Below are 21342 nucleotides of genomic sequence, written 5' to 3'. Positions count from 1 at the left end.
GGGCCGCCGGGCGGGCGGCCGATGGGCATGCCGGGGCATACCGGGTTTTCTGAACCCTGTGGATGCTAACTAAGAATCCGGCTTGAAAAGCTCATACCGGGTCAGCGACCCAGCGTGACGCCGCCGTCCACGATCAGGGTGTTGCCCAGCACGTAGTCGCCCGCGCGCGAGGCGAGGAAGATCGCCGCACCCGCCATGTCTTCGCTGGTGCCGATGCGCCCCGCCGGGATGTGCGAAGACACCTCTTCGGCATGGTCGCGCGCCGCGCGGTTCATCTCGGAGGCAAAGGCGCCGGGGGCGATGGCCGTGGTCGCGATGTTGTGCTTGATGAGGTGTGTGGCCATGCGCTTGGTGAGGTGGATCAGCCCGGCCTTGCTCGCGGCGTACGAGTAGGTCTCCAGCGGGTTCACGCCGATGCCGTCGATCGACGCGATGTTGATCACCTTGGCCAGTTGCCGCTTGGCCGCCTTGGCCAGCAGGGGCTTGAGGGCCTGCGTCAGGAAGAAGGGCGTCTTCAGGTTGAGGTCGACCACCTTGTCCCAGCCGGCCTCGGGGAACTCGTCGAAATCGGCGCCCCAGGCGGCGCCGGCGTTGTTGACCAGGATGTCGAGCTCGCTCTCATGCTGGCCGTAGGCGGTGGCGAGTTCATGGGCGCCCATCACGCTCGACACGTCGGCCGGCAGCGACACGCAATGCCCGAAGGCCGAGAGCTCCTGGGCGGCGGCGTCGCAGGCGTCGGCCTTGCGCGCCGAGATGTACACACGAGCGCCCTGCGCGAGAAAGCCCTCCGCGATCATGCGGCCGATGCCGCGCGAGCCACCGGTGATGAGCGCGGTTCGGCCCTTGAGCGAAAAGAGTTGGCTGGTATCCATGGCGGTGTCTCCTATGTGGCGGTTCGGGCGAAGGGGACGAGCCTAGCGCGCAGCACCGAGCCATGGCAGTCGCGTGGGCGTCAGGGCCGCGGCGCGCGGGCTGCGGTTTGCGCTGACAAAACGGCCCGCGACAGACGAAAAAAAGCCCGGGCGAACCCGGGCTTGAAAGCAGCAAATACGAACCGAATCAGGCGGTCAGGCCGCAGTTCTTCTTCGCGAAGATGTCCAGCGCCAGCTTGGCCGTGTTGCGGGCCGACATGGCGAAGATCGTCTCTTGCGGGTTGAGACCCAGGCTGGTCGGGAACACCGACGAGTCGTGCACCGACAGATTCGTGATCTGGTGGTGGCGACCGTTGGGGTTGACCACGCCCTTGGTCGGGTCGGCCGACATGCCGCAGCCGCCCATCTGGTGAGCCGAGTTCAGGCGCACGCGACCGCTCGACATGACGAGAGCATCCGCCGCGGCCTGGAACGAGGCGTTGTCGGTGAAGCCTTCGGTGGCAGCGTCGATGTGGCCGATGAAGACGCGCGTTGCGCCCGCAGCGAAGTGCACCGCGCCCTGGCTCTTGATCGACTGGCGAATCGACTCCAGCACCGAGGTGGTGAGCGGGTAGTCCAGGCCCGGCGAGCCATCGGCGCGCAGCTGCACGGTACCGCCCACGCTGTCGGCGTTGAAGCCGTCACGCACGAACGAGATCGTGACCCCGTACTTGTTGAAGTTCTTCATCAGCGTGGCGTGCTGCTCGCCGAAGTACGTCGGGCCACCAGCCACGAGCACCGGGTGCAGCGGAGCGACTTCCAACTTGTAGCCCGGCGTGCCGGTGAGCGGCACGTTGTCCAGGAAGTGGTCGGAATAGATCGACTGGGGCAGACCGGCGTGGGCCGCGATGTCGCGCTGGTACAGGCCACCGACCGAAGCGCTCGGGTGCAGGAAGGTGCGCTTGCCCAGCGTGCCATGCGGGTCGGGCGCGCCCGAACGCATCAGCAGCGAAGGACCATTGATCGCGCTCGTGGCCTGCACATAGTGCTTGGCCTTGATCGTGACCTTGCGGCCGCTCGGGTTCAGGCCAGCGGGGTCGAGTGCGTCGCACACGATGCCGGTGATGGCCGTCTTGGCGGCGTTGAAGGTGTAGACCTGTGCGCGCAGGCGGGTGTACAGGGTGGCACCCAGCGTCAGGGCGACGGGCAGGGTGGTGACCAGCATCGACTGCTTGGCGTTGATCGGGCAGCCCAGGCCGCAATAGCCCAGAGCCGCGCAACCGCGCACGTTCGGCGAGATCGTGCCCCAGGTCAGGCCCAGCTTCGACAGGCCCGACGAGAGGATGCCGTTGTTGGCGTTGATCTGGCCGCCCCAGGGCTGGATGCCCAGGCGCTTTTCAACTGCGGCGAACCATGGGTCCATCTTGGCCTTGGTGTACTCGGTCAGGCCATAGACGCGCTGCCAGTGCTCGAGCACCTGCGGTGCGGTACGGAAGCTGGTCGCCCAGTTGACGGTGGTGCCACCGCCGACGGTGCGGCCTTGCAGGATGCCGACGCCGCCGTCCAGCGTGCGACGGGCCAGGTTCTCCTGGTACATCTGCGGGTAGGCGTCCGACTCCTTCATGTTGAAGTCGCTCGACGACTTCAGCGGGCCTTCTTCGATCAGCACGACCTTCAGGCCGCTGGCTGCGAGCATTTCGGCGGTGATGCCGCCGCCTGCGCCGGTGCCGATGATGGCCACGTCGAAGGTCACGGTCTGGTCTGCCTTCAGGGTGGAGGCGTCAATGACTTTCCAGCCGGCCTTCTTGCCAACGACCCAGGGGTCGATGGGTTTCTTGGACGGCATCGGGATGATTTGGGGAATGAGTGCCATGAGTGTGTGTCTCTTCAAATCAAGCGAGCTTCGGCGGGCCGGCGTAGCCGATGGCTGGCCAGTTGGTCGGGTTCGAATAGAAGGCGTTCGGGATCAGGCCCATGAAGGCGCTGAAGATCGAGCGCTGGCTGGCGACCTGGCTCACGCGCAGACCGTTGAGCAGGGCGGCCAGGTAGGCCGGCGGCATGGCTTCCCAGGTGGCGGGGAACGCCGGGTTGAAGATTTGCGGGCCGTTCTTCAGGGTGTTGAACAGGCCGATGATTCCGGCCTGGTTGAGGGTCGGGTAGTTGCTGACGATCTCACCGGCGCGCTGGGCGGTCAGGGCGATCGACGCTTGGCGGGCCGTGGGGTCCGTCGGCAATGCGCTCTCGCCCAGGATCACCGGCACCCACACGCGGACGATGGCCAGTGAGTCTGCGTCCAGGGCCGACACCGGCGGCACGACTTGCGCCTGGGCGGCGCCCATGACGCCGAAGCTTCCTCCCAGCGTCAGTGCTGTACTGCCCGCCACGCTGGTGACGAGCAGGTCTCTACGTTTGATCATTGAGTTCTCCTTTATGCACAAAGGTCGCGCATATGCACGACCGTGCCAATATCAGTCAAGAAGATGACGAATCGGCGAGGGAAAACGCGAGCAAAGGTAAAAATCCGCGACAAATGAGGGGTTTTTAATACACCCGTGCAAAAGTTGGTGCTTACACGGAAGGATTCTCATTCCCCGTGCGGGTCGCGACCGTTGCCGCGGAAAGGATTTCCGGCGCCGAATAGGCCGCGCGGGTGCCTGTTTTTGCCCGTTTGGGGCGCGCCGCGGCGGCCTGTCTCAGGAGGCTGCGGGTTCGACCTCGGCGGCCGGGTTGTCCTGCCAGAGGATCTGGTTGCGCCCGGCGCGCTTGGCGCCCAACAGCCGGTCGTCGGCCACCTTGAGCAGGCGCTCCACGGCATCGCGCTCGTCCAGCGCGGCGGCGTGCGAATCGGCCACGCCGGCCGAGAAAGTGTTGGCGGCCAGCGAGCCGGTCTCGAAGTGGAAGGATTTGCGCCGCCACTCCTGCAGCAGGCCGAGCACCTTGCGCTGCGCGGTCTTGGCATCGCAGCCGGGCATCAGCAGGCAGAACTCCTCTCCGCCAAAACGGAAGGCGACGTCGCTCTGCCGCGTGTTCGCGTTGAGCAGCATGCCGAAGGCCGCGAGCAGCGTGTCCCCGGCCACATGGCCGTGGCGATCGTTGACCGACTTGAAGTGATCGAGGTCGACGATGGCCAGCGCCAGCGGCTGCCGCTCTCGGCGCGACAAGGCCAGCATCTGCGGCAGTACGTCATTGAGATGGCGGCGGTTGAACAGGCCGGTGAGGAAGTCGCGCGTGGCCTGCTGTTCCAGCTTGGCCTGCAGCGCCTGCACCTCGAGGATCTTCTGCGAAAGCTGCTGGTTGGCGGCCTCGAGCTCAGCGCGCGCCTGCTCGGTGGCCCTGCGACGCGCTTCGATCTCGTCGAGGTTGTGCTGCAGCCGCCGCAACTCGGTCTGCAGCGAGGCCGCCTGATAGCGTGCGCGCGAGGCCTGGTTGCCGCGTTCGAGCTGGCAGCGCTGCCAGGCACGCAATGCGGCCAGTGCGGCCGCCGCGTCACCCAGATGCTCGTGCAGATCCGCCATCGCGTGGTGGTACATGCACAGCGCGCGCAGGCTCAGCCCTTCCTGGGCGGTCGACTGAAGCGCCGCCCCTTCTTGCGTGAGCAACGCCGCCGCCTCGCGGTGCTGCCCATCGGCACGAAGGATCTCGGCGCGGGCCACGAGCAGCGTCACGCGCTCGTCGGGCACGAGCAGGCGGTGCGACTGTGCAGACGCGTGCGCCACGAGTTCACGCCCGAGCGCCAACTCACTCGCGCGCAGGGCGGCCAGGCCCATGGTCTCGAAGTTGGCGTTGGTACTGCCGCGCCCGCTGGAATCGGGCGGCAGCTCCAGCAAGCGGCGAATATCGGGCAATGCGTCTTGCGAGCGGCCGAGATCGGTCAGGCAGTGCACGCGGTTGATCAGCAGCACGCTCATGAGGCGTGCGTTGCTCAGCTCCGAACCGCGGGCGATGCCCTCCTCGATGTAACTCAGCGCCTGCTGATGCTCGCCAAGCTGGATCAGCTCGTGTGCCAGGTTGCAGTACAGCACCACCTCGAACCCATTGCCGCGCACCGGGCGCGCCTCGTGCAGCGCCTGATACATGTAGGCGAAGGCCCGCTCGGATTCGCCCAATGACGAGTAGCACCCCGCGATGACGTTGAGCAGCATGCCCAGTTCGTCGCGCTTGAGCACGCTCAGCCCTTCGGCGCGCAGCGGCAGCACGCGTTCCAGCGATTCGACGTAACGGGCTTCGCGCCAGAGGCAGCGCGCAATGCCGACCTCGGACAGGAGCGCACCCGCGCGGTCCTGCGCCTGTGCAAACCGCGTTTGCGCAAGCGACAGCTCCGCAGAGGACTCGGCCGGTGTCGCGTACCACATCAGGTGAAAGCCGCGCACCAGGTGCGCCCAGCCTTGGGCCGCGATGTCGTCGTGCTTCTGGGCCTGCGCCAAGGCCTGGTTGGCCATCTCGTGGCAGCGGTTGGAGTCGCGGTAGAGCAACTTCCACGCGCGCCGCGCCATGCCCAAGGCGGGCGATGCGTGAGGCGATTCGGCGGGCGGCGTCATGGGCGCGCATTTTCGCCCCACTTCGTCCTCCGCGGTCGCGTACGCCTCAGGTGACGCGCTTGATCCTCGCGAGTTCGGGGGCATCGGGCGGGTAGCGCAGTTTCAGCGACTGGAGCACCTGCTTCATCACCGTCGCGATCATCAGGTTGCGATGTGTCTTCGAATCGGCCGGGACAACCGTCCACGGCGCCCAGGGCGTGCCGGTCGCGTTGATGAGTGCCTTGTAGGCCCGCTGGTAGTCCTGCCACTGCTTGCGGGCATCCAGGTCGGCCGGGCTGAACTTCCAGCGCTTGGTCGGGTCGTCCAGCCGGTCTTGGAGGCGCTGCCGCTGTTCATCCTTCGAGATGTGCAGCATGAACTTGCACACCACCGTGCCGGTCTCGGTGAGCATGCGCTCGAAGTCATTGATGTGCGCGTAGCGCTGCCGCGTCTGCGCAGGCGTGATCCAGCGGTTGACCACGGGCACCAGCACGTCTTCGTAGTGGCTGCGATTGAACACCATCACCTCGCCGTCGCCGGGCACCTGCTGGTGGATGCGCCACAGGTAATCGTGCGCCCGCTCGGTCTCGGTGGGGGCCTTCCAGCCGATGGTGCGCACACCCAGCGCACTCATCTGCCCGAACACGCCGCGCAGCGTGCCGTCCTTGCCGGCGGTGTCGGTGCCCTGCAACACCACCAGCAGCTTGAAGCGGCGGTCGGCGTAGAACAGGTTTTGAAGCGTGTCCAACTCGCGCGCCAGGCTGTCGACCATGGACTTGTCGGCCTCCTTGTCGCCGCTGGAGTAAGGCTTGGCTTTCGGGGAAACGCGCGCCAGATCGAAGGTGGCGCCCTTTTGGCCGGCGCCGGCGAACTGGTACGCACTCAGTGGATCACGGGTCTTGGCCAAGGCTTCTTCTCCAGGCGGGGTGGGTCGGTGGGAGCGCAGGCAGTCTATTCGCCACGCCATCCAACACTTATGCACGGGGGTGCACAAGAGGCGTTTCCGCGATTTCGCGCGGCGCCTTTGACGGCAGAATGGCTTCCACCATGGGCCGGCCGCCGTGTGCCAAGGCCCGATGCCAGACCCCAGGAGTACCAGCGTGGCCACGACCAACCCCCCCATCAAGACGCCGGAAGCCGTGGCGGAGCTGACGAGTCGCCAGCGCAAGCTCAGCCAGAAGCACCGCACCGTGCTGCTGCTCGTCGATGGCCGGCGTGATGAAGACGAGGTGCGCCAACTCGCCGCTGCGGCCGGCTCGCACGACACGGCCTTCGACGAACTGATGGACCTGGGCATGATCTCGCGCCCCGCGCCGCTCGAACCCGAGCCGCGCCGCGCGGGTTCGCGCAGGTCGGCCGCCATGCCGCTCGACAGCAGCCCGATGCCGCTGGACGCGCAGCCGTCTGCGCCGGCTCCGCTCCTGTCGGCGGCGTCTCCTGCAGATTCCGTGGTCAGCAGCCTGCTGCCTGCGGCGCTCAGCCTTCAGTCGGAATCGCACCTCGACTCCGTGTCGCAAGAGACTGCGGGCCAGCCGTCGCCGGCCGACATCTTCGATTTCGCCGACCACGACGACTCACACGACGAGGCGCTCGAAGAAGCCCGCGCCATCCTGCTGCGCGCGGTGCGCGCCGAAGCGCCGGTGGCTGGGTCGCTGACCATGCTGCGCCTGCGCCGCGCCCGCAGCCGCGAAGACCTGGAGAGCCTGCTCGAGGAGGTCGAGTCGCGCATCTTCAAGCCCTTCAAGGGGCTTTGGGCCTCTCAGACGATGGCCCGCGTGCGCGAGCTGTTGTCGAGCCACACCTCGATGAGCCTGCCGGGTTCCTGACATACTGCGTCGATGAGTTTTCTGGCCATCGACGTCGGTAACACGCGCCTCAAGTGGGCTCTCTACGCCTCGCCCCAACCGGGGGCGGCCGTGCTCTCGCACGGCGCGGCGTTTCTCGAAACCATCGACCAGCTCGGCGAGACCGACTGGAAGGACCTGCCCGAGCCGTCCAGCATGCTCGGTTGCGTGGTCGCCGGTGACGGCATCAAGCGCCGCGTCGAGGAGCAGATCGACGAACTCTGGGACATCGACCCGAGCTGGGTGGTTTCGACCGTTCACGCCGCAGGCGTGACCAACGGCTATGAGCATCCGGCGCGCCTTGGCGCAGACCGCTGGGTGGCATTGATCGGTGCGCGCCAACGTGTTTGTGCGCGCGGCCCGGCGCGGCCGGCGCTGGTGGTCATGGTGGGAACGGCGGTCACGGTCGACGCGCTCGACGAGACCGGGCGCTTTCTGGGTGGACTGATCCTGCCTGGCTTTGGCGTGATGCAGCGCGCGCTGGAGATGGGAACCGCGGGCCTCAAGGTACCGACCGGCGAGGTGGTCGAGTTCCCGACCAACACGAGCGATGCGCTGATGAGCGGCGGGGTCAACGCGATGGCCGGCGCGGTCGAGCGCATGTACCGCAAGCTTCGCGCCCGCACCGGACAGGAGCCGGTGCTGCTGATGTCGGGCGGGGCCTCACCCAAGTTGGCGCCGGTCACCGACCTGAGGTTCGAGACCGTCGATCACCTGATCTTCGACGGGCTGCTGGCGATGCAGTCACACCGCCTGGCGCTCTGATCGTCGCCCCCCTGTCGCTGCGCTCCTGTCTCCAAGGGCAATGTCCGGCTTGGGGCGGCGCGGCGCCGGACCTGGTCGCCTACCCGATCAAAGGATGTAGCGCGACAGGTCTTCGTTCTTCGACAGGTCGCTCAGCTTTGCGTCGACCTCCGTCTGACCGATGGCGACCGTCTGGCCCGATAGCTTGGGCGCGTCGAAACTCACTTCATCGAGCAGGCGCTCCATCACCGTGGACAGCCGCCGCGCGCCGATGTTCTCGGTGCGCTCATTCACGTCGAACGCAATCTGCGCCAAGCGGCGGATGCCGTCCGATTGCAGTTCGAGTGTCACACCCTCGGTGGCGAGCAAGGCCTGGTACTGCTTGACCAGGCTTGCATGCGTCTGCGTCAGGATGGCTTCGAAATCGTCCACGCTCAGCGACGAGAGCTCCACGCGGATCGGGAAGCGGCCTTGCAACTCGGGTATGAGGTCGCTCGGCTTGCTCAGGTGGAACGCGCCCGAGGCGATGAACAGGATGTGGTCGGTCTTGACCATGCCGTACTTGGTGTTGACCGTCGTGCCCTCCACCAGCGGTAGCAGATCGCGCTGCACGCCCTGGCGAGATACGTCTGCACCTTGTGCCTCGGCGCGCGCCGTCACCTTGTCGATCTCGTCCAGGAAGACGATGCCGTTCTGTTCGGTGTTGGTCAGCGCGCGGGTCTTGATCTCGTCCTCGTTGACGAGCTTGGCCGCCTCTTCCTCAGTGAGCAGCTTCAGCGCCTCGGTGATCTTCACCTTGCGCGGCTTGCGTTTGGTGGCACCGAGATTGGCGAACATGCCCTTGAGCTGCTCGGCCATGTCGTCCATGCCCGGCGGGCCCATGATCTCCAGCGTGGGCTTGGGGTCGGCAACCTCGATATCGACTTCCTTGTCGTCCATGCTGCCCTCGCGCAGCCGCTTGCGCATCACTTGACGCGCGGTGTTGTCGGGGCTGGGCGTTGGGGTGAGGCCGAAGTCGCTGCGCGCCGGCGGGACCAGGATGTCGAGCAGGCGGTCCTCAGCGGCGTCTTCGGCGTGTGTGCGCTGGCGTCGCATGGCGTGTTCGCGCTCCTGCTTGACGGCCATGTCGACCAGATCGCGAATGATGGTGTCCACGTCCTTGCCGACGTAGCCCACTTCAGTGAACTTGGTGGCCTCGACCTTGATGAAGGGCGCGTCGGCCAGCTTGGCCAAGCGACGCGCGATCTCGGTCTTGCCCACGCCGGTCGGGCCGATCATCAGGATGTTCTTGGGCGTGATCTCGCCGCGCAGGGCTTCGTCGACCTGCTGGCGGCGCCAGCGATTGCGAAGGGCAATGGCCACCGCGCGCTTGGCGGCGGCCTGGCCCACGATGTGGCGATCAAGTTCGGAGACGATCTCCGACGGCGTCATGTTGAAGCTCATGCAGTGTTCCTTGCGGGCCGAGCGCCGGGCCGCTCCCACGCCGGCGCGCATCCCCTCGGGGGATCGCCCGGCCTGCTCGCCGAGCGAAGGGGGGTCATCCCTCGAGGGTTTCGATGATGTGGTTCTGGTTCGTGTAGATGCACAGGTCGCCGGCGATCTCGAGCGAGCGCTTGACGATGTCCCTGGGCGCCATCTCGGTGTGCGCGAGCAGCGCCTGGGCAGCCGCCTGGGCGTACGAGCCGCCCGAGCCAATGGCGACGATGCCACGCTCGGGCTCCAGTACGTCACCGTTGCCGGTGATGATGAGCGAAGCCTCCTTGTCGGCCACCGCCAGCATCGCCTCCAGGCGGCGCAGCACACGGTCGGTTCGCCAGTCCTTCGTCAACTCGATGGCTGCGCGCACAAGGTGGCCCTGGTGCTTTTCCAGCTTGGCCTCGAAACGCTCGAAGAGCGTGAAGGCATCGGCCGTTGCGCCCGCGAAGCCTGCGAGCACCTGGTCGCGGTAAAGCTTGCGCACTTTTCGGGCGGTGGATTTGACGACGACGTTGCCGAGCGTCACCTGCCCATCGCCACCGAGGGCGACGATCGGGCCGCGGCGCACGCTAAGGATGGTGGTGCCGTGATATTGGTCCATGTGGGTTTGCATGTTCGGGCGAGTCGCCCGTATTCAAGCAGAAGAATGCGCCGCAGATGCGGGGCGGAGATCAAGCCACGCCCACGGGGCGGGATTGCATGCCGGCGGGCCGTGCGTGTGCGCGGCAGGAGCGACCGCGAGCGTGGGCTCTAGACGACGCGAACCTTGACCTTCGCGTGCTCATTGATGCCCATGGCACCAAAGAAGAGTGCCACGAGTCGGTGTGAATCGTGGAAGGTGACGGTGCGGTTCTCGCTGCGGCGCGCGAGCACCCAGTTGAGCAGGTCGCCGGCGGCAATGAAATCGACGCGGATCAGCCGTGCGCAAGACACGTTGACGATCGGCGCAGTGCCGAGTTCGTCGTTCATCTTGGTCAGTGTGGCGCTGATGTCGCCCACCAACTGGCCCGACAACTCGACGCGCGCGACCTGCACCATGCCCGGTTCGTCGATGATCTGCGACTCCTGGAAGGACGTCGAGACATCGCTCACCACGGACATCGGTGGAGATTGCGTGCTGACACTTGCACCGCTGATGCGGGCCTGGCAGACGGCGGGCTCCCACGACGGCGGCGACACCTCGTAGGTGACGCAGTAGTCGATGGCCGCTTCGTCGAATTGATCGGGGCGGTTGACGATGCGCAACGCGTCCAGGCGCAGCTGCCAGAACACTGGGTCTGCATCGCGCACACCGGTCGGCGCGGCATCTTGCAGCACTTCGAGCAAGCGCTCGCCGCTGAGCCAGCGCATGTCCAGCGTCTGCGGCATCCAGCCGCGGAAGAGTTCGCTCAGGCGGGCGCTGCCTTCGGCGTCGATGCCCTTGAGCGCGCTCCAGTCGAACACCCAGGGCAGCGGCATCTGCAGCGTTTGCGAACGAAGCTTGGCGACGGCCTCGGCGTCGAGGTGGGCGGGGCAGACCCAGCCAACCTGCCCGTCGACGCGTGCGCGCGGTTGGCGTTCTTCGCTGGCGGCTTCGGCCACCATCTTGGGCATCGAGAACCATTGCGGCGCGGACCAACCGAAGGCTTGCGCGTAGTCGATCGCGAGGCTCTCGAACTTGTGGGCCTGGCCGATGGCGCGATACAGGTCGAAGAGCGCAAGCCACGTCTCGGCGTGCTGCGCGCGCGGGCCGCCGGAGCCGGTGAGGGCCGCCAGCGACTGCTCGCAGAGCTCGAAGTCGGCGTTGGCGAAGGCGATGACGGCTTCGTCGAGATCCGGGTCGTGCGCTACTTCACTCAACTCGGCAAACTGGCTGCCGAGAGCATCGGCTCCGCCGCCCATGTCGAGCGGGGCCATCGATGGCTGCGCGGGAGGCTGCGGCGAGCGTGCGGCGGATGCGGGGGACTCACCGGCCACTGACTGCAGGGTCGGAATGCGCGAGGCGTCGGGCGGCACGCTGTCGCTGGCTGACATGCCGTCGCCTGCGGGCTGCGTGCGGGCATAGCCCATCGCAGCGGGCTGAGTCGTGGCTTCGTAGAAAGCGGGCGTGCGGCGGGGAGAGGGCGAGGCCAAGCCATCGCCGACCATCTGCTGCTCGATCTCATCGATCTTGGCCTTGACGCCGCTGTCGGGCTTGGCGCCGCTTTCCTGCATGCGGGCCTCGGAGTCGTCGAGGCGCGAGGAGCTGCCGAGTGCGGCCAGTTGCTCGCCGGAGAGGCCTTCGCGGCGCACCTTGCGCAGCATGTCGAACTCGCGCTTGCGGACGAAATCGTTGCGCCGCTTGCGCTCGATCATTGCCTTCAGTTCGGACTTGGCGTACTCGCTCTCGCGGGCGTCCTCGGGGGGCACGCCAAGCTGCGCCCAGTCGGTGGCCGGGTTGGCCACGAACTTGACTACCTTTCGGAAGAAGCTGCTGCTGTCTTTCGGGTCCGACATGTCGGGGGGGTCCTGCGGGCGACCCGATCAGTCGCCGAACATCTTCTGCTTGAGCTCGCGCCTCTGCTGGGCTTCGAGGGACAGTGTAGCGGTGGGTCGGGCGATCAACCGGCCAAGGCCGATGGGTTCGCCAGTTTCGTCGCAGAAACCGTAGTCGCCGGCATCAATGCGACCCAAAGACTGTGAAATCTTCTTCAACAGCTTGCGCTCGCGGTCGCGGGTGCGCAGCTCGAGGGCATGCTCTTCCTCGATGGTGGCTCGGTCGGCAGGATCGGGGACGATCGAGGTGTCTTCGCGCAAATGCTCGGTGGTTTCACCGGCGTTGCTGAGCAGATCGTCCTTGAGCGTTTGCAGCTTGACGCGGAAGAACTCCAGCTGCTTGTCGTTCATGTACTCGCTCTCTGGCATGGCCAGAACTTCAGCTTCGGTCATGTCGCGGCCGGCTTTCGACTTCCAGGCATTGACGAGCTTGGGGTCGGCCTTGTGCGCGATCTTGGCGATGTCGCCCAGCGAGGTGTCGACCTGCCGAGCGGGTGGGCGGGGCGGCGCAAAGCGGTCGGCGAAACGCGACGTGGCTGGCGGAATCGGAGCGGGTGTCGACGCGGCAGCAGAGGCGCGGGCGGCAGCAGAGAGCTTCGGCTGGGCCACCTTGGCGGGCTTGGGCGCTGCGGCTGCTGGTTGGGGTGCGGGTACGGCTGGTTTGGTCACGGCAGGATGCGGAGCAGGGGCGGCCACTGACTTGGTGGCCGGCTTTGGAGGAATGGGCTTGGCGGGGGCTGCCTTGGCAGCGGGTTTGGCCGTGGTCTTCTCGGGTGTCCTTGCGGCGGGTTTCGGAGCGGGTTTGACTGGGGCCTTGGCCGCCGGCTTGATGGGCGCCTTGGTTGCGGGCTTGGCGGTCGGTTTTGCAACTGGCGTGGCAACTGGCTTGGCCGCTGGCTTCGCAGCAGGCTTCTTTGCCGCCGGCGCTGCCTTCTTGGCCGCAGGCTTGGTGGCAGTGGGTCGCTTAACCGGGGTCTTGCTCACTGAGGTCTCCTCGCTACGGCGGTTATACCCGCTCCGCGCGGCCCGAAGGGGCCCCGCCGCCCGTTTTAGGCGCCGCGGATTGTAGCCACGTTGTTTGTGAGCAAAGGTGCATATTTAACGAGCTGCTTTGATCCCTTGTGCGAGTCCCTTCGATACCTCAGGACAGGCACTGTTCCAGGCCTTGTTCGAGAATTTGCTGGGGCAGATCGACCCCGATGAAGACCATCTTGCTGCCTTTCTTCTCGCCCTTGGCCCAGGCAGGGCCCAGGTCGCTGCCCATCAACTGGTGCACGCCCTGGAAGATCACCTTCTTGTCCGAGCCCTTCATATATAGAACGCCCTTGTAGCGCAGCAGCTTGGGGCCGTAGACCTGGACGATGGCGGCCAGAAAGTCTTCGAGTTTGGCGGGGTTGAAGGCCTTGTCGGAGCGGAAGACGAAGGACTTCACATCATCGTCGTGCGCATGGTGGTGCGGATGGTCGCAGTGCTCGCCATGCTCGTGGTCATGGTCATGGTCGTGATGATGGTGGTGGTGCCCGTGGTCGTCGGCCTTGAGGAAGTCGGGGTCGATGTCGAGCTTGGCGTTGAGATTGAAGCCGCGAAGATCGAATACGTCGGCGATCGGCACCTCGCCGAAATGCACCTTGCGCTGGGGCGCCCGCGGGTTCATGTGCTTGATTCGGTGGGAGAGGTCTTCCACGGCCGCGGCATCGACGAGGTCGGTCTTGCTGATGAAGATCTGGTCGGCAAAGCCGATCTGGCGGCGTGCCTCCTGGCGGCTGTCGAGCTGGGCGTTGCCGTGAACGGCGTCGACCAGGGTCAGGATGGAGTCGAGCAGGTAGGTCTCGGCGATCTCGTCGTCCATGAAAAAGGTCTGGGCGACGGGGCCGGGATCGGCCAGGCCGGTGGTCTCGATCACGACCCGGTCGAAGCTCAGCTCGCCGTTGCGACGCTTGGCGGCCAGGTCGGCCAGCGTGGTGCGCAGGTCTTCACGGATCGTGCAGCACACACAGCCGTTGTTGAGCTGGATGATCTGCTCGTTGCTGTCCTGCACCAGGATCTCGTTGTCGATGTTTTCCGAGCCGAACTCGTTCTCCACCACGGCGATCTTCTGGCCGTGCGCCTCGGTGAGCACGCGCTTGAGCAGGGTGGTTTTGCCCGAACCAAGAAAGCCGGTGAGGATGGTGGCGGGGATGAGACTCATAAAGAAACCTGTTCGTGCAAGGGAGAAACGAGCCAAATGGGGCCGGAAGAATTTGGTTCAAGGTACCAGATGTGTCAAGCCGGCGGCTTCAGTTAAGCTTTTGGGGTGCACACACATCCTGCGGCCTGATGGCTGACCCCTCCCCCAGTCGCTCCCCACGGGGGGCCGACAGACATCCTGCTCACGTCGACAAGCGCAGTCTCTTTGAACGGCTGGTCGAGTTCATCTCGCCCGGCCTCGATTCGAAAGACGAGCTGATGGAGACGCTGGCGGATGCAGAACAGCGCGAGCTCATCGCGCCTGAATCCCGCATCATGCTCGAAGGGGTCATCCGCATGGCCGACCTCACGGCCGGCGACGCCATGGTCGCGGCCCCGCGCATGGACGTGCTCGACATCGAGTCGCCCTACGACGAACTGCTGGCGGTGGTGATCGAGACGGCGCACTCGCGTTTCCCTGTGTACGAGGGAAAGCGCGACAACATCATCGGCACGCTGATGGCCAAGGACCTGCTCAAGCTGCAGCGCGCGCCCGAGCTGAATCTGCGCACGCTGCTGCGACCCGCGGTGTTCGTGCCCGAATCGAAGGGCTTGAACGAGCTTTTGCGAGATTTCCGCGTCAATCGCAACCACTTGGCGATGGTTATCGACGAGTTCGGCAATACCGCCGGGCTCATCACGATCGAAGACGTGCTCGAAGAGATCGTCGGCGAGATCGAAGACGAGTTCGACGAGAAGAACGGCGAAACCGGCATCTACACCTTGGCCGACGGCAGCCACCGCGTGGCGGGCGACACCGACATCGCCGCCGTCAACGAGGCCTTCGCGGTGAACCTGCCGGTGGATGAATTCGACACCATCGGCGGCCTCGTCGCCCAGGAGCTCGGGCGGGTCCCGCGCCGGGGCGAGGCGGTGCCGCTGGGCAGCCTTGTCTTCAATGTAATGCTCACCCGCGGCGGCGCCGTGCGGTGGTTCAAGGTGACGCGCACCCCTGAAGTGGCGGTAGGCACCGATGGGGCGTGACCGCAAGGCGGCCGCACCGGTGACCGCGGCATTGCGCAGGCCCCGGGGCGCGCGGCGCAGTGCGTCGGACGACGTCCTGCTCGGCATGGACTTGCTGCTGGCCCTGGTGCTCGGCGCGCTCCACAGCCTGCCGATGTCCTACCCGGTGACGTGGTGGCTGCAGATCCTGTGCGTGGCCGGTCTGGCCTGGCAGGTGAGCCGGGCCAGCCCGGGGCGCGCCGCACTGGTGGGCTGGGCGTTCGGCACGGCCTGGCTGGTGGCTGGCACCTGGTGGCTTTACATCAGCATGCACCTCTATGGCGGCTTGTCGTCGGTGCTGGCCGTGCTGGCCGTGCTGGCGCTCAGCCTCTTTCTGTCGCTCTACCTTGCGGCGGCGATGGCCCTGTTTGCTCGCCTGCGGCGCAACCGGCCGTGGCTCGACGCGCTGGTGTTTGCCGCGTGCTGGCTGGTCGCCGAGCTGGCGCGGGGTGTGATCTTCACCGGGTTCCCGTGGGCCGCTTCGGGCTACGCACATGTGGACAGCCCGCTGGCGAACCTCGCGCCTTGGGTCGGCGCTTATGGAATTGGCTTCGTCAGCGCCGCGTTGGGCGCCGGGCTGGTGTTGGGCCTGCGGGTGTCGGGCTTGCGCGCGGGCGGGGGTGGGCTCGGGTTGGGCGTGAGCCTGTCGGTGCTGATCCTGCTGGCGCTGATCAAGCCGGTGCCGTTCACGCGCCCCACCGGCAAGCTCAGCCTGACGCTGCTGCAGTCCAACGTGCCGCAGGACCAGAAGTTCTCGGAAGAGACGCTGCCGCAGACGCTCCTGTGGGCGCACACCCAACTGCTGCAGGCCAAGGGCGACCTGGTGATCGGCCCCGAGACCATCGTGCCGCTGCTGCCCGAGCAGCTCCCGGTCGACTACTGGAAGCCGCTGGCGCTGCATTTCCAGGGGGACCGTGCCGCGCTGATCGGGCGACCGCTCGGCAGCTTCGAGGCGGGCTACACGAATTCGGTCGTCGGCTTGTCGCGCGATACCGTCAAGTGGCCGGGCGGCTACTACCGCTACGACAAGCATCACCTCGTGCCCTTCGGCGAGTTCATCCCGCCGGGGTTCCGCTGGTTCACCGACCTGATGCACATCCCGCTCGGAGACTTCAGCCGCGGCGTGCGCGTGCCGCCCTCGTTCGCCGTCAAGACCGAGCGCATCGCCCCCAACATCTGCTACGAAGACCTGTTCGGCGAGGAGCTTGCCGCGCGCTTCATCGACATGGACGAGGCACCGACCATCCTCGCGAACGTGAGCAACATCGGCTGGTTCGGCGACACCATCGCCGTCCGCCAGCACCTGCTCATTTCTCGCATGCGCTCGATCGAGTTGCAGCGGCCCATGGTGCGCGCCACCAACACCGGGGCCACGGCGGTGATCGACCACCACGGGGTGGTCACGGCCGCGATGCCGGCCTTCACGCAGGGAGCGCTCGACGCCGTGGTCGAGGGCCGTGAAGGCTTGACGCCGTTCTCGGTCTGGGCTGCGCGTTTCGGGCTGTGGCCCCTGTTGGCGGTGGCGCTGTTGGTGATGCTGGCGACCTTGCCGCTCAGACGCAAGGAATAGGCCGCGCGGCATCGCTGCAAGGACCCCGACCCGGACCTGCCTGTTTGGCAGGGCGGCCCCTAAAATCGCGCGTTTCCGCTGCTTGCCACATCATGCTGACCTTCCAGCAAATCATCCTGCGACTCCAGGACTATTGGGACCGCCAGGGCTGCGCCTTGCTGCAGCCCTACGACATGGAGGTGGGGGCCGGCACAAGCCACACCGCCACCTTCTTGCGCGCGCTGGGCCCCGAGCCCTGGAAGGCCGCTTACGTGCAGCCGAGCCGCCGCCCTAAAGACGGCCGCTATGGCCAGAACCCGAACCGCCTGCAGCACTACTACCAGTACCAGGTGGTGCTCAAGCCGGCACCTGACAACATCCTTGACCTGTACCTGGGGTCGCTCGAAGCGCTGGGCTTCGACCTCCAATCGAACGACGTGCGTTTCGTCGAAGACGACTGGGAGAACCCCACGCTCGGATGCTGGGGCCTGGGCTGGGAGGTGTGGCTCAACGGCATGGAAGTTACGCAGTTCACCTACTTCCAGCAGGTGGGTGGCATCGAGTGCAAGCCCATCACGGGCGAGATCACCTACGGTCTGGAGCGTTTGGCCATGTACCTGCAGGGTGTGGACAACGTCTACAACCTGAAATGGACCGACACGTTGAGCTATGGCGACGTCTATCTGCAAAACGAGGTCGAGCAGAGCACGTACAACTTCGAGCACAGCGACGTGGAGTTCCTGCTGAACGCCTTCGCCGCGCACGAGAAGCAGGCCAAGTACCTGATGGAGCAACAGCTCGCGTTGCCCGCGTACGAGCAGGTACTCAAGGCCGGGCACACCTTCAACCTGCTCGATGCGCGCGGAGCCATCAGCGTGACCGAACGTGCTGCCTACATCGGCCGCATCCGCAACATCTCGCGCAGCGTGGCGCAGAGCTATCTCGAAAGCCGTGCGCGCCTCGGGTTCCCGATGGCGCCCAAGGCCTGGGCCGACGAGGTGGTGGCCCAGATCGAGAAGAACAGCAAGAAGGCGGCGTGATGACAACCACAAGCAAGAACCTGCTGGTCGAGCTGTTCGTCGAGGAACTGCCCCCGAAGGACCTGAAGAAATTCGAGGCCGCGTTCGCTTCGGTGCTGGCCGAGTCGCTCAAGGCGCAGGGCCTGATCGGCGAGAACTCTGTGGCGACGCCCTATGCCACGCCGCGCCGCCTCGCGGTGCATGTGAGCGGCGTGCGTACGCAGGCGGACGACAAGGCGGTTTCGCTCAAGCTGGTGCCGGTGAGTGTGGGCCTCGGTGCCGACGGCCAGCCCACGCCGGCCTTGCTCAAGAAGCTGGCGAGCGTGGGTGCCGATGCGTCCGCCGTGCCGCAGCTGCAGCGCAAGCCCGATGGCAAGGCCGAGGCGCTGTTCTACGACAGCACGGTCAAGGGTGCGACGCTGGCCGAAGGCCTGCAGATTGCGCTCGACAAGGCGTTGGCGCAGTTGCCGATTCGCAAGGTCATGCAGTACCAGTTGGCTGATGGCTGGAGCAGCGTGAACTTCGTTCGCCCGGCGCATGGGCTGGTCGCACTGCATGGCGCCGACGTGGTGCCGGTGTCCGTGCTGGGCTTGACCGCGGGCCGCGAGACGCATGGTCACCGCTTCGAAGCGCGCGTCGACCCGGTCGTGCTGCAGGATGCCGACCACTACGCGAGGCAGCTCGAAGAGCAGGGCGCCGTGATCGCGGGCTTTGCGCATCGCCACGCCGAGATCCAGCGTCAGCTGCAGCACGAAGCCGCCAAGCTCGGCCTCACGCCGATCGACGACGCCGCGCTGCTCGATGAAGTCACCGGCCTCGTCGAGCGGCCCAACGTGCTGTTGTGCGAGTTCGAAGCCGAGTTTCTCGACGTGCCGCAGGAGTGCCTCATCCTCACGATGAAGGCCAACCAGAAGTACTTCCCGCTGCTCGACGCTTCGGCGAAGTTGACCAACAAGTTCCTGGTCGTCAGCAACATCCGACCCGAGGACCCGAGCCGCGTGGTCGGCGGCAACGAGCGCGTGGTGCGCCCGCGCCTGGCCGACGCCAAGTTCTTCTTCGACCAGGACCGCAAGAAGACGCTCGCGTCGCGGGTCGAGGGGCTCGACAAGGTGGTCTACCACGGCAAGCTCGGCACCCAGGGGGCGCGGGCCAAGCGTGTGGCGGCCATCGGGCATGCCATCGTCAACCAGTTGCGCATGGCCACCGTGCCGTTCTCGGTCGATGCCAAGGATCACTTCGACGTGCTCGAGAGCAAGGTGCAAGAGGCTGCGCGCCTGGCCAAGACCGACCTGCTGACCGACATGGTCGGTGAGTTCCCCGAGCTGCAGGGCACCATGGGCCGCTACTACGCGCGCCACGAGGGACTGCGCGACGGTGTCGCCATCGCCATCGAGGACCACTACAAGCCGCGCTTCGCGGGTGACGCGCTGCCGTCCAACCACACGGGCTTGATCCTGGCGTTGGCCGACAAGCTGGAGACGCTGGTGGGCCTGTTCGGCATCGGCCAGCTGCCGACCGGCGACAAGGACCCGTTCGCGCTGCGCCGGCATGCGCTTGGCGTGGTGCGCATCCTGGTCGAAAAGAACATGGCGCTCGACCCGGCCGAGATGATCCGCGCTGCCGTGCCCGCCTTCGGTGAGTTGATCACCGACCCGAGCCAGCCCTTGCTGTCGTTCCTCTACGACCGCCTGGCCGGCATGCTGCGCGAGCAGGGCTACAGCGCGCAGGAGGTCGAAGCCGTGCTGGAGCTGCGACCGATCCTGGGCGACGTGCCCAAGCGACTGGCCGCCGTGCGTGCCTTTGCCGCCATGCCCGAAGCGCCGTCGCTCGCGGCGGCCAACAAGCGGGTGGGCAACATCCTGAAGAAGAGCGAGACCGCGGTCGAGGCCAAGGTGGATGCAGCCCTGCTCAAGGAGCCCGCCGAGGCGGCCTTGCAAGGTGCGCTCGCCGGTATCGCCCCGCAGGCCGATGCTGCCTTCGAGCGCGGCGACTATGCCGCGTCGTTGCAGGCGCTGGCTGCGCTGAAGGAGCCGGTGGATGCCTTCTTCGACAAGGTGATGGTCAACGCCGAAGACCCCGCGCTCCGGGCCAATCGACTCGGCCTGCTGGCCACGCTCCATGCGGCGATGAACCGCGTCGCTGACCTCTCCAAGCTGGCGGCGTGATGCGCGCCGGCACCACTTCACTTCGTGTCGGCTCTCCCGTGGGGCGGCCGGGCGATGGCCGAGGGCTTCTATCGTGAACCTCATCATTCTCGACCGCGACGGCACGATCAACGAAGACCGCGATGACTTCGTCAAGTCGGCCGACGAATGGGTGCCGCTGCCCGGTGCGCTGGAGGCCATCGCGCGCCTCAACCAGGCGGGGTGGCACACGGTGGTCGCGACCAACCAGTCCGGCATCGGCCGCGGCCTGTTCGACATGGCGGCGCTGACCGCCATGCACGCCAAGATGAACGCGGCGCTGGCGCGCGTGGGCGGCCGAGTGGGTGCGGTGTTCTTCTGCCCCCACGCGCCCGAAGACCATTGCAGCTGCCGCAAGCCGTTGCCTGGCCTGTACGAGCAGATCGGCGAGCGCTACGCCGTGCCGCTCGCCAACGTGCCGGTGGTGGGCGATTCGGTGCGCGACCTGGAGGCCGCCGTCGCGGCGGGTTGCCCGCCTCACCTCGTTCTCACCGGAAAGGGGGCTGCGATGACCGATGCGCAGATCCAGCAACTCAAGCAGCAGATTCCGCAGGTGCAGGTGCATGCCGACCTGGCTGCCTTTGCCGAAAGCATGATCCAGCGCGAGCGTGAGGCGCGCGGCTCCTCGGGCAAGAGTGATTCCGGCTTCGCGAGGCTCGACTGATGCAGACCGCCTTCTACGCTTTGCGTTCCCTGCTGTTCGTGCTCTGGATGGCAGTGACGGTCATCCCGTGGGCGATCGTCGTGATCATCTACTCGGCCTTCGTGCGCGGCGACAAGATGTACTGGGCCTGCGCCGGCTGGCTCATGCAGTCGATGTGGATGTGCCGCCTGCTGTGTGGCATCAAGCCGCGCGTGCAGGGCATGGAGAACCTGCCCGACAGCGGCGCGATCCTCTTGTCCAAGCACCAGTCGACCTGGGAGACCTTCTTCTTCCCGACGCTGATGCCGCACCCGCTGGCCTACGTCTTCAAGCGCGAGCTGCTCTACATCCCGTTCTTCGGCTGGGCCATGGCCCGCATGGACATGATCCACATCGACCGCAGCCGCCGCGCCGAGGCCTGGAACAAGGTGGCCGAACAGGGTCGCCGGCTGATGAACGACGGCCACTGGGTCATCATGTTTCCCGAGGGCACGCGCTCGCCGCGGGGCCAGAAGGGCACCTACAAGGGCGGTGGCACGCGCCTGGCGTGTGCGACCGGGCGCCCGGTGGTGCCGATTGCCGTCACCTCGGCGCGTTGCTGGCCGCGCAAGTCCTTCCTGCTGCGCCCGGGCGTGGTCGATGTGTCGATCGGCAAGCCGATCCCTTCCGAAGGCCGCGAGGCCGACGAGTTGATGCGCGAGGTCGAGGCCTGGATCGAGGCCGAGATGCGCCGCCTCGACCCCGAGGCCTACGCCAAAACATAGAATCGCGGCT

Annotated in this window: 18 protein-coding genes; 8 read left to right on the top strand and 10 right to left on the bottom strand. The window is 66.4% G+C overall.

Translation table 11 applies throughout. The annotated features are described in order from the left end of the window. Positions 1–101 precede the first annotated feature (101 nt). The 5 genes from AC1KAR_RS07265 to AC1KAR_RS07245 form a co-directional block, all read right to left on the bottom strand. Complete coding sequence (locus AC1KAR_RS07265) at positions 102–872, bottom strand: SDR family oxidoreductase (protein WP_480315986.1); 771 nt, start codon at positions 870–872, stop codon at positions 102–104. A gap of 187 nt (positions 873–1059) precedes the next feature. Then, positions 1060–2697, bottom strand: coding sequence for a GMC family oxidoreductase N-terminal domain-containing protein (locus AC1KAR_RS07260; protein WP_480315984.1), 1638 nt, complete (start codon positions 2695–2697; stop codon positions 1060–1062). A 46-nt stretch (positions 2698–2743) separates the two neighbouring features. Continuing rightward, positions 2744–3268 (bottom strand): hypothetical protein, encoded by a 525-nt coding sequence (locus AC1KAR_RS07255; RefSeq protein WP_480315982.1) that lies wholly within the window; start codon positions 3266–3268, stop codon positions 2744–2746. A 276-nt stretch (positions 3269–3544) separates the two neighbouring features. Further along, positions 3545–5389, bottom strand: coding sequence for a GGDEF domain-containing protein (locus tag AC1KAR_RS07250; protein ID WP_480315980.1), 1845 nt, complete (start codon positions 5387–5389; stop codon positions 3545–3547). A gap of 46 nt (positions 5390–5435) precedes the next feature. After that, positions 5436–6275 carry a PPK2 family polyphosphate kinase gene (locus AC1KAR_RS07245; protein WP_480315978.1) on the bottom strand — a complete coding sequence of 280 codons (840 nt, stop codon included), beginning with the start codon at positions 6273–6275 and terminating at the stop codon, positions 5436–5438. A 193-nt stretch (positions 6276–6468) separates the two neighbouring features. Between AC1KAR_RS07245 and AC1KAR_RS07240 the strand changes: the two genes are divergently transcribed. Further along, positions 6469–7194, top strand: a complete 726-nt coding sequence (locus AC1KAR_RS07240) for a hypothetical protein (RefSeq protein ID WP_480315976.1) — start codon at positions 6469–6471, stop codon at positions 7192–7194. A 12-nt stretch (positions 7195–7206) separates the two neighbouring features. Beyond that, entirely contained in the window at positions 7207–7977 is a 771-nt protein-coding gene (locus AC1KAR_RS07235) for a type III pantothenate kinase (RefSeq protein ID WP_480315974.1), read from the top strand. An 87-nt stretch (positions 7978–8064) separates the two neighbouring features. Here AC1KAR_RS07235 and hslU read toward each other — a convergent pair whose 3' ends face one another. From hslU to AC1KAR_RS07210, 5 genes are all read right to left on the bottom strand, one after another. Next, the gene (gene hslU, locus AC1KAR_RS07230; RefSeq protein WP_480315972.1) at positions 8065–9399 is read right to left on the bottom strand and encodes an ATP-dependent protease ATPase subunit HslU; all 1335 of its coding nucleotides are present in this window, start codon (positions 9397–9399) and stop codon (positions 8065–8067) included. 94 nt (positions 9400–9493) lie between these two features. Continuing rightward, complete coding sequence (gene hslV, locus AC1KAR_RS07225) at positions 9494–10033, bottom strand: ATP-dependent protease subunit HslV (protein WP_480315970.1); 540 nt, start codon at positions 10031–10033, stop codon at positions 9494–9496. Between the two features lie 149 nt (positions 10034–10182). Continuing rightward, positions 10183–11907, bottom strand: a complete 1725-nt coding sequence (locus AC1KAR_RS07220; RefSeq protein WP_480315968.1) for a hypothetical protein — start codon at positions 11905–11907, stop codon at positions 10183–10185. Between the two features lie 27 nt (positions 11908–11934). After that, on the bottom strand, positions 11935–12930 hold the full coding sequence (gene dksA, locus AC1KAR_RS07215; protein WP_480315966.1) for an RNA polymerase-binding protein DksA: 996 nt from the start codon (positions 12928–12930) through the stop codon (positions 11935–11937). A 157-nt stretch (positions 12931–13087) separates the two neighbouring features. Then, complete coding sequence (locus tag AC1KAR_RS07210; protein WP_480315964.1) at positions 13088–14134, bottom strand: CobW family GTP-binding protein; 1047 nt, start codon at positions 14132–14134, stop codon at positions 13088–13090. 128 nt (positions 14135–14262) lie between these two features. On the opposite strand from AC1KAR_RS07210, the gene AC1KAR_RS07205 reads away from it, so the two are divergent. The 6 genes from AC1KAR_RS07205 (at position 14263) to AC1KAR_RS07180 (ending at position 21332) form a co-directional block, all read left to right on the top strand. Then, on the top strand, positions 14263–15156 hold the full coding sequence (locus tag AC1KAR_RS07205; RefSeq protein ID WP_480315962.1) for an HlyC/CorC family transporter: 894 nt from the start codon (positions 14263–14265) through the stop codon (positions 15154–15156). Further along, positions 15146–16744, top strand: coding sequence for an apolipoprotein N-acyltransferase (gene lnt / locus AC1KAR_RS07200; RefSeq protein ID WP_480315960.1), 1599 nt, complete (start codon positions 15146–15148; stop codon positions 16742–16744). Before AC1KAR_RS07205 ends, lnt begins: the two co-directional genes overlap by 11 nt. Before the next feature lie 92 nt (positions 16745–16836). Continuing rightward, positions 16837–17763 (top strand): glycine--tRNA ligase subunit alpha, encoded by a 927-nt coding sequence (gene glyQ, locus AC1KAR_RS07195; RefSeq protein ID WP_480315958.1) that lies wholly within the window; start codon positions 16837–16839, stop codon positions 17761–17763. Next, a complete protein-coding gene (gene glyS, locus AC1KAR_RS07190) occupies positions 17763–19907 on the top strand; it encodes a glycine--tRNA ligase subunit beta (protein ID WP_480315957.1) in 2145 nt (714 codons plus the stop codon). Before glyQ ends, glyS begins: the two co-directional genes overlap by 1 nt. 73 nt (positions 19908–19980) lie before the next feature. Next, positions 19981–20589 (top strand): D-glycero-beta-D-manno-heptose 1,7-bisphosphate 7-phosphatase, encoded by a 609-nt coding sequence (gene gmhB, locus AC1KAR_RS07185; protein WP_480315955.1) that lies wholly within the window; start codon positions 19981–19983, stop codon positions 20587–20589. Then, entirely contained in the window at positions 20589–21332 is a 744-nt protein-coding gene (locus AC1KAR_RS07180; RefSeq protein ID WP_480315953.1) for a lysophospholipid acyltransferase family protein, read from the top strand. The genes gmhB and AC1KAR_RS07180 overlap by 1 nt, the downstream gene beginning before the upstream one ends. Positions 21333–21342: the final 10 nt, after the last annotated feature.

The sequence above is a fragment of the Piscinibacter sp. PDB1-1 genome (genome assembly GCF_056675995.1).
The sequence above is the reverse complement of the archived record's forward strand: the minus strand, read 5'-3'. Positions and strand labels throughout refer to the sequence as shown.

Coding starts and splice junctions, on each gene's coding strand:
- AC1KAR_RS07265 (WP_480315986.1), bottom strand. CDS start 872: ATGGATACCAGCCAACTCTTTTCGCTCAAGGGCCGAACCGCGCTCATC.
- AC1KAR_RS07260 (WP_480315984.1), bottom strand. CDS start 2,697: ATGCCGTCCAAGAAACCCATCGACCCCTGGGTCGTTGGCAAGAAGGCC.
- AC1KAR_RS07255 (WP_480315982.1), bottom strand. CDS start 3,268: ATGATCAAACGTAGAGACCTGCTCGTCACCAGCGTGGCGGGCAGTACA.
- AC1KAR_RS07250 (WP_480315980.1), bottom strand. CDS start 5,389: ATGACGCCGCCCGCCGAATCGCCTCACGCATCGCCCGCCTTGGGCATG.
- AC1KAR_RS07235 (WP_480315974.1), top strand. CDS start 7,207: ATGAGTTTTCTGGCCATCGACGTCGGTAACACGCGCCTCAAGTGGGCT.
- hslU (WP_480315972.1), bottom strand. CDS start 9,399: ATGAGCTTCAACATGACGCCGTCGGAGATCGTCTCCGAACTTGATCGC.
- hslV (WP_480315970.1), bottom strand. CDS start 10,033: ATGGACCAATATCACGGCACCACCATCCTTAGCGTGCGCCGCGGCCCG.
- AC1KAR_RS07220 (WP_480315968.1), bottom strand. CDS start 11,907: ATGTCGGACCCGAAAGACAGCAGCAGCTTCTTCCGAAAGGTAGTCAAG.
- AC1KAR_RS07210 (WP_480315964.1), bottom strand. CDS start 14,134: ATGAGTCTCATCCCCGCCACCATCCTCACCGGCTTTCTTGGTTCGGGC.
- AC1KAR_RS07205 (WP_480315962.1), top strand. CDS start 14,263: ATGGCTGACCCCTCCCCCAGTCGCTCCCCACGGGGGGCCGACAGACAT.
- lnt (WP_480315960.1), top strand. CDS start 15,146: ATGGGGCGTGACCGCAAGGCGGCCGCACCGGTGACCGCGGCATTGCGC.
- glyQ (WP_480315958.1), top strand. CDS start 16,837: ATGCTGACCTTCCAGCAAATCATCCTGCGACTCCAGGACTATTGGGAC.
- glyS (WP_480315957.1), top strand. CDS start 17,763: ATGACAACCACAAGCAAGAACCTGCTGGTCGAGCTGTTCGTCGAGGAA.
- AC1KAR_RS07180 (WP_480315953.1), top strand. CDS start 20,589: ATGCAGACCGCCTTCTACGCTTTGCGTTCCCTGCTGTTCGTGCTCTGG.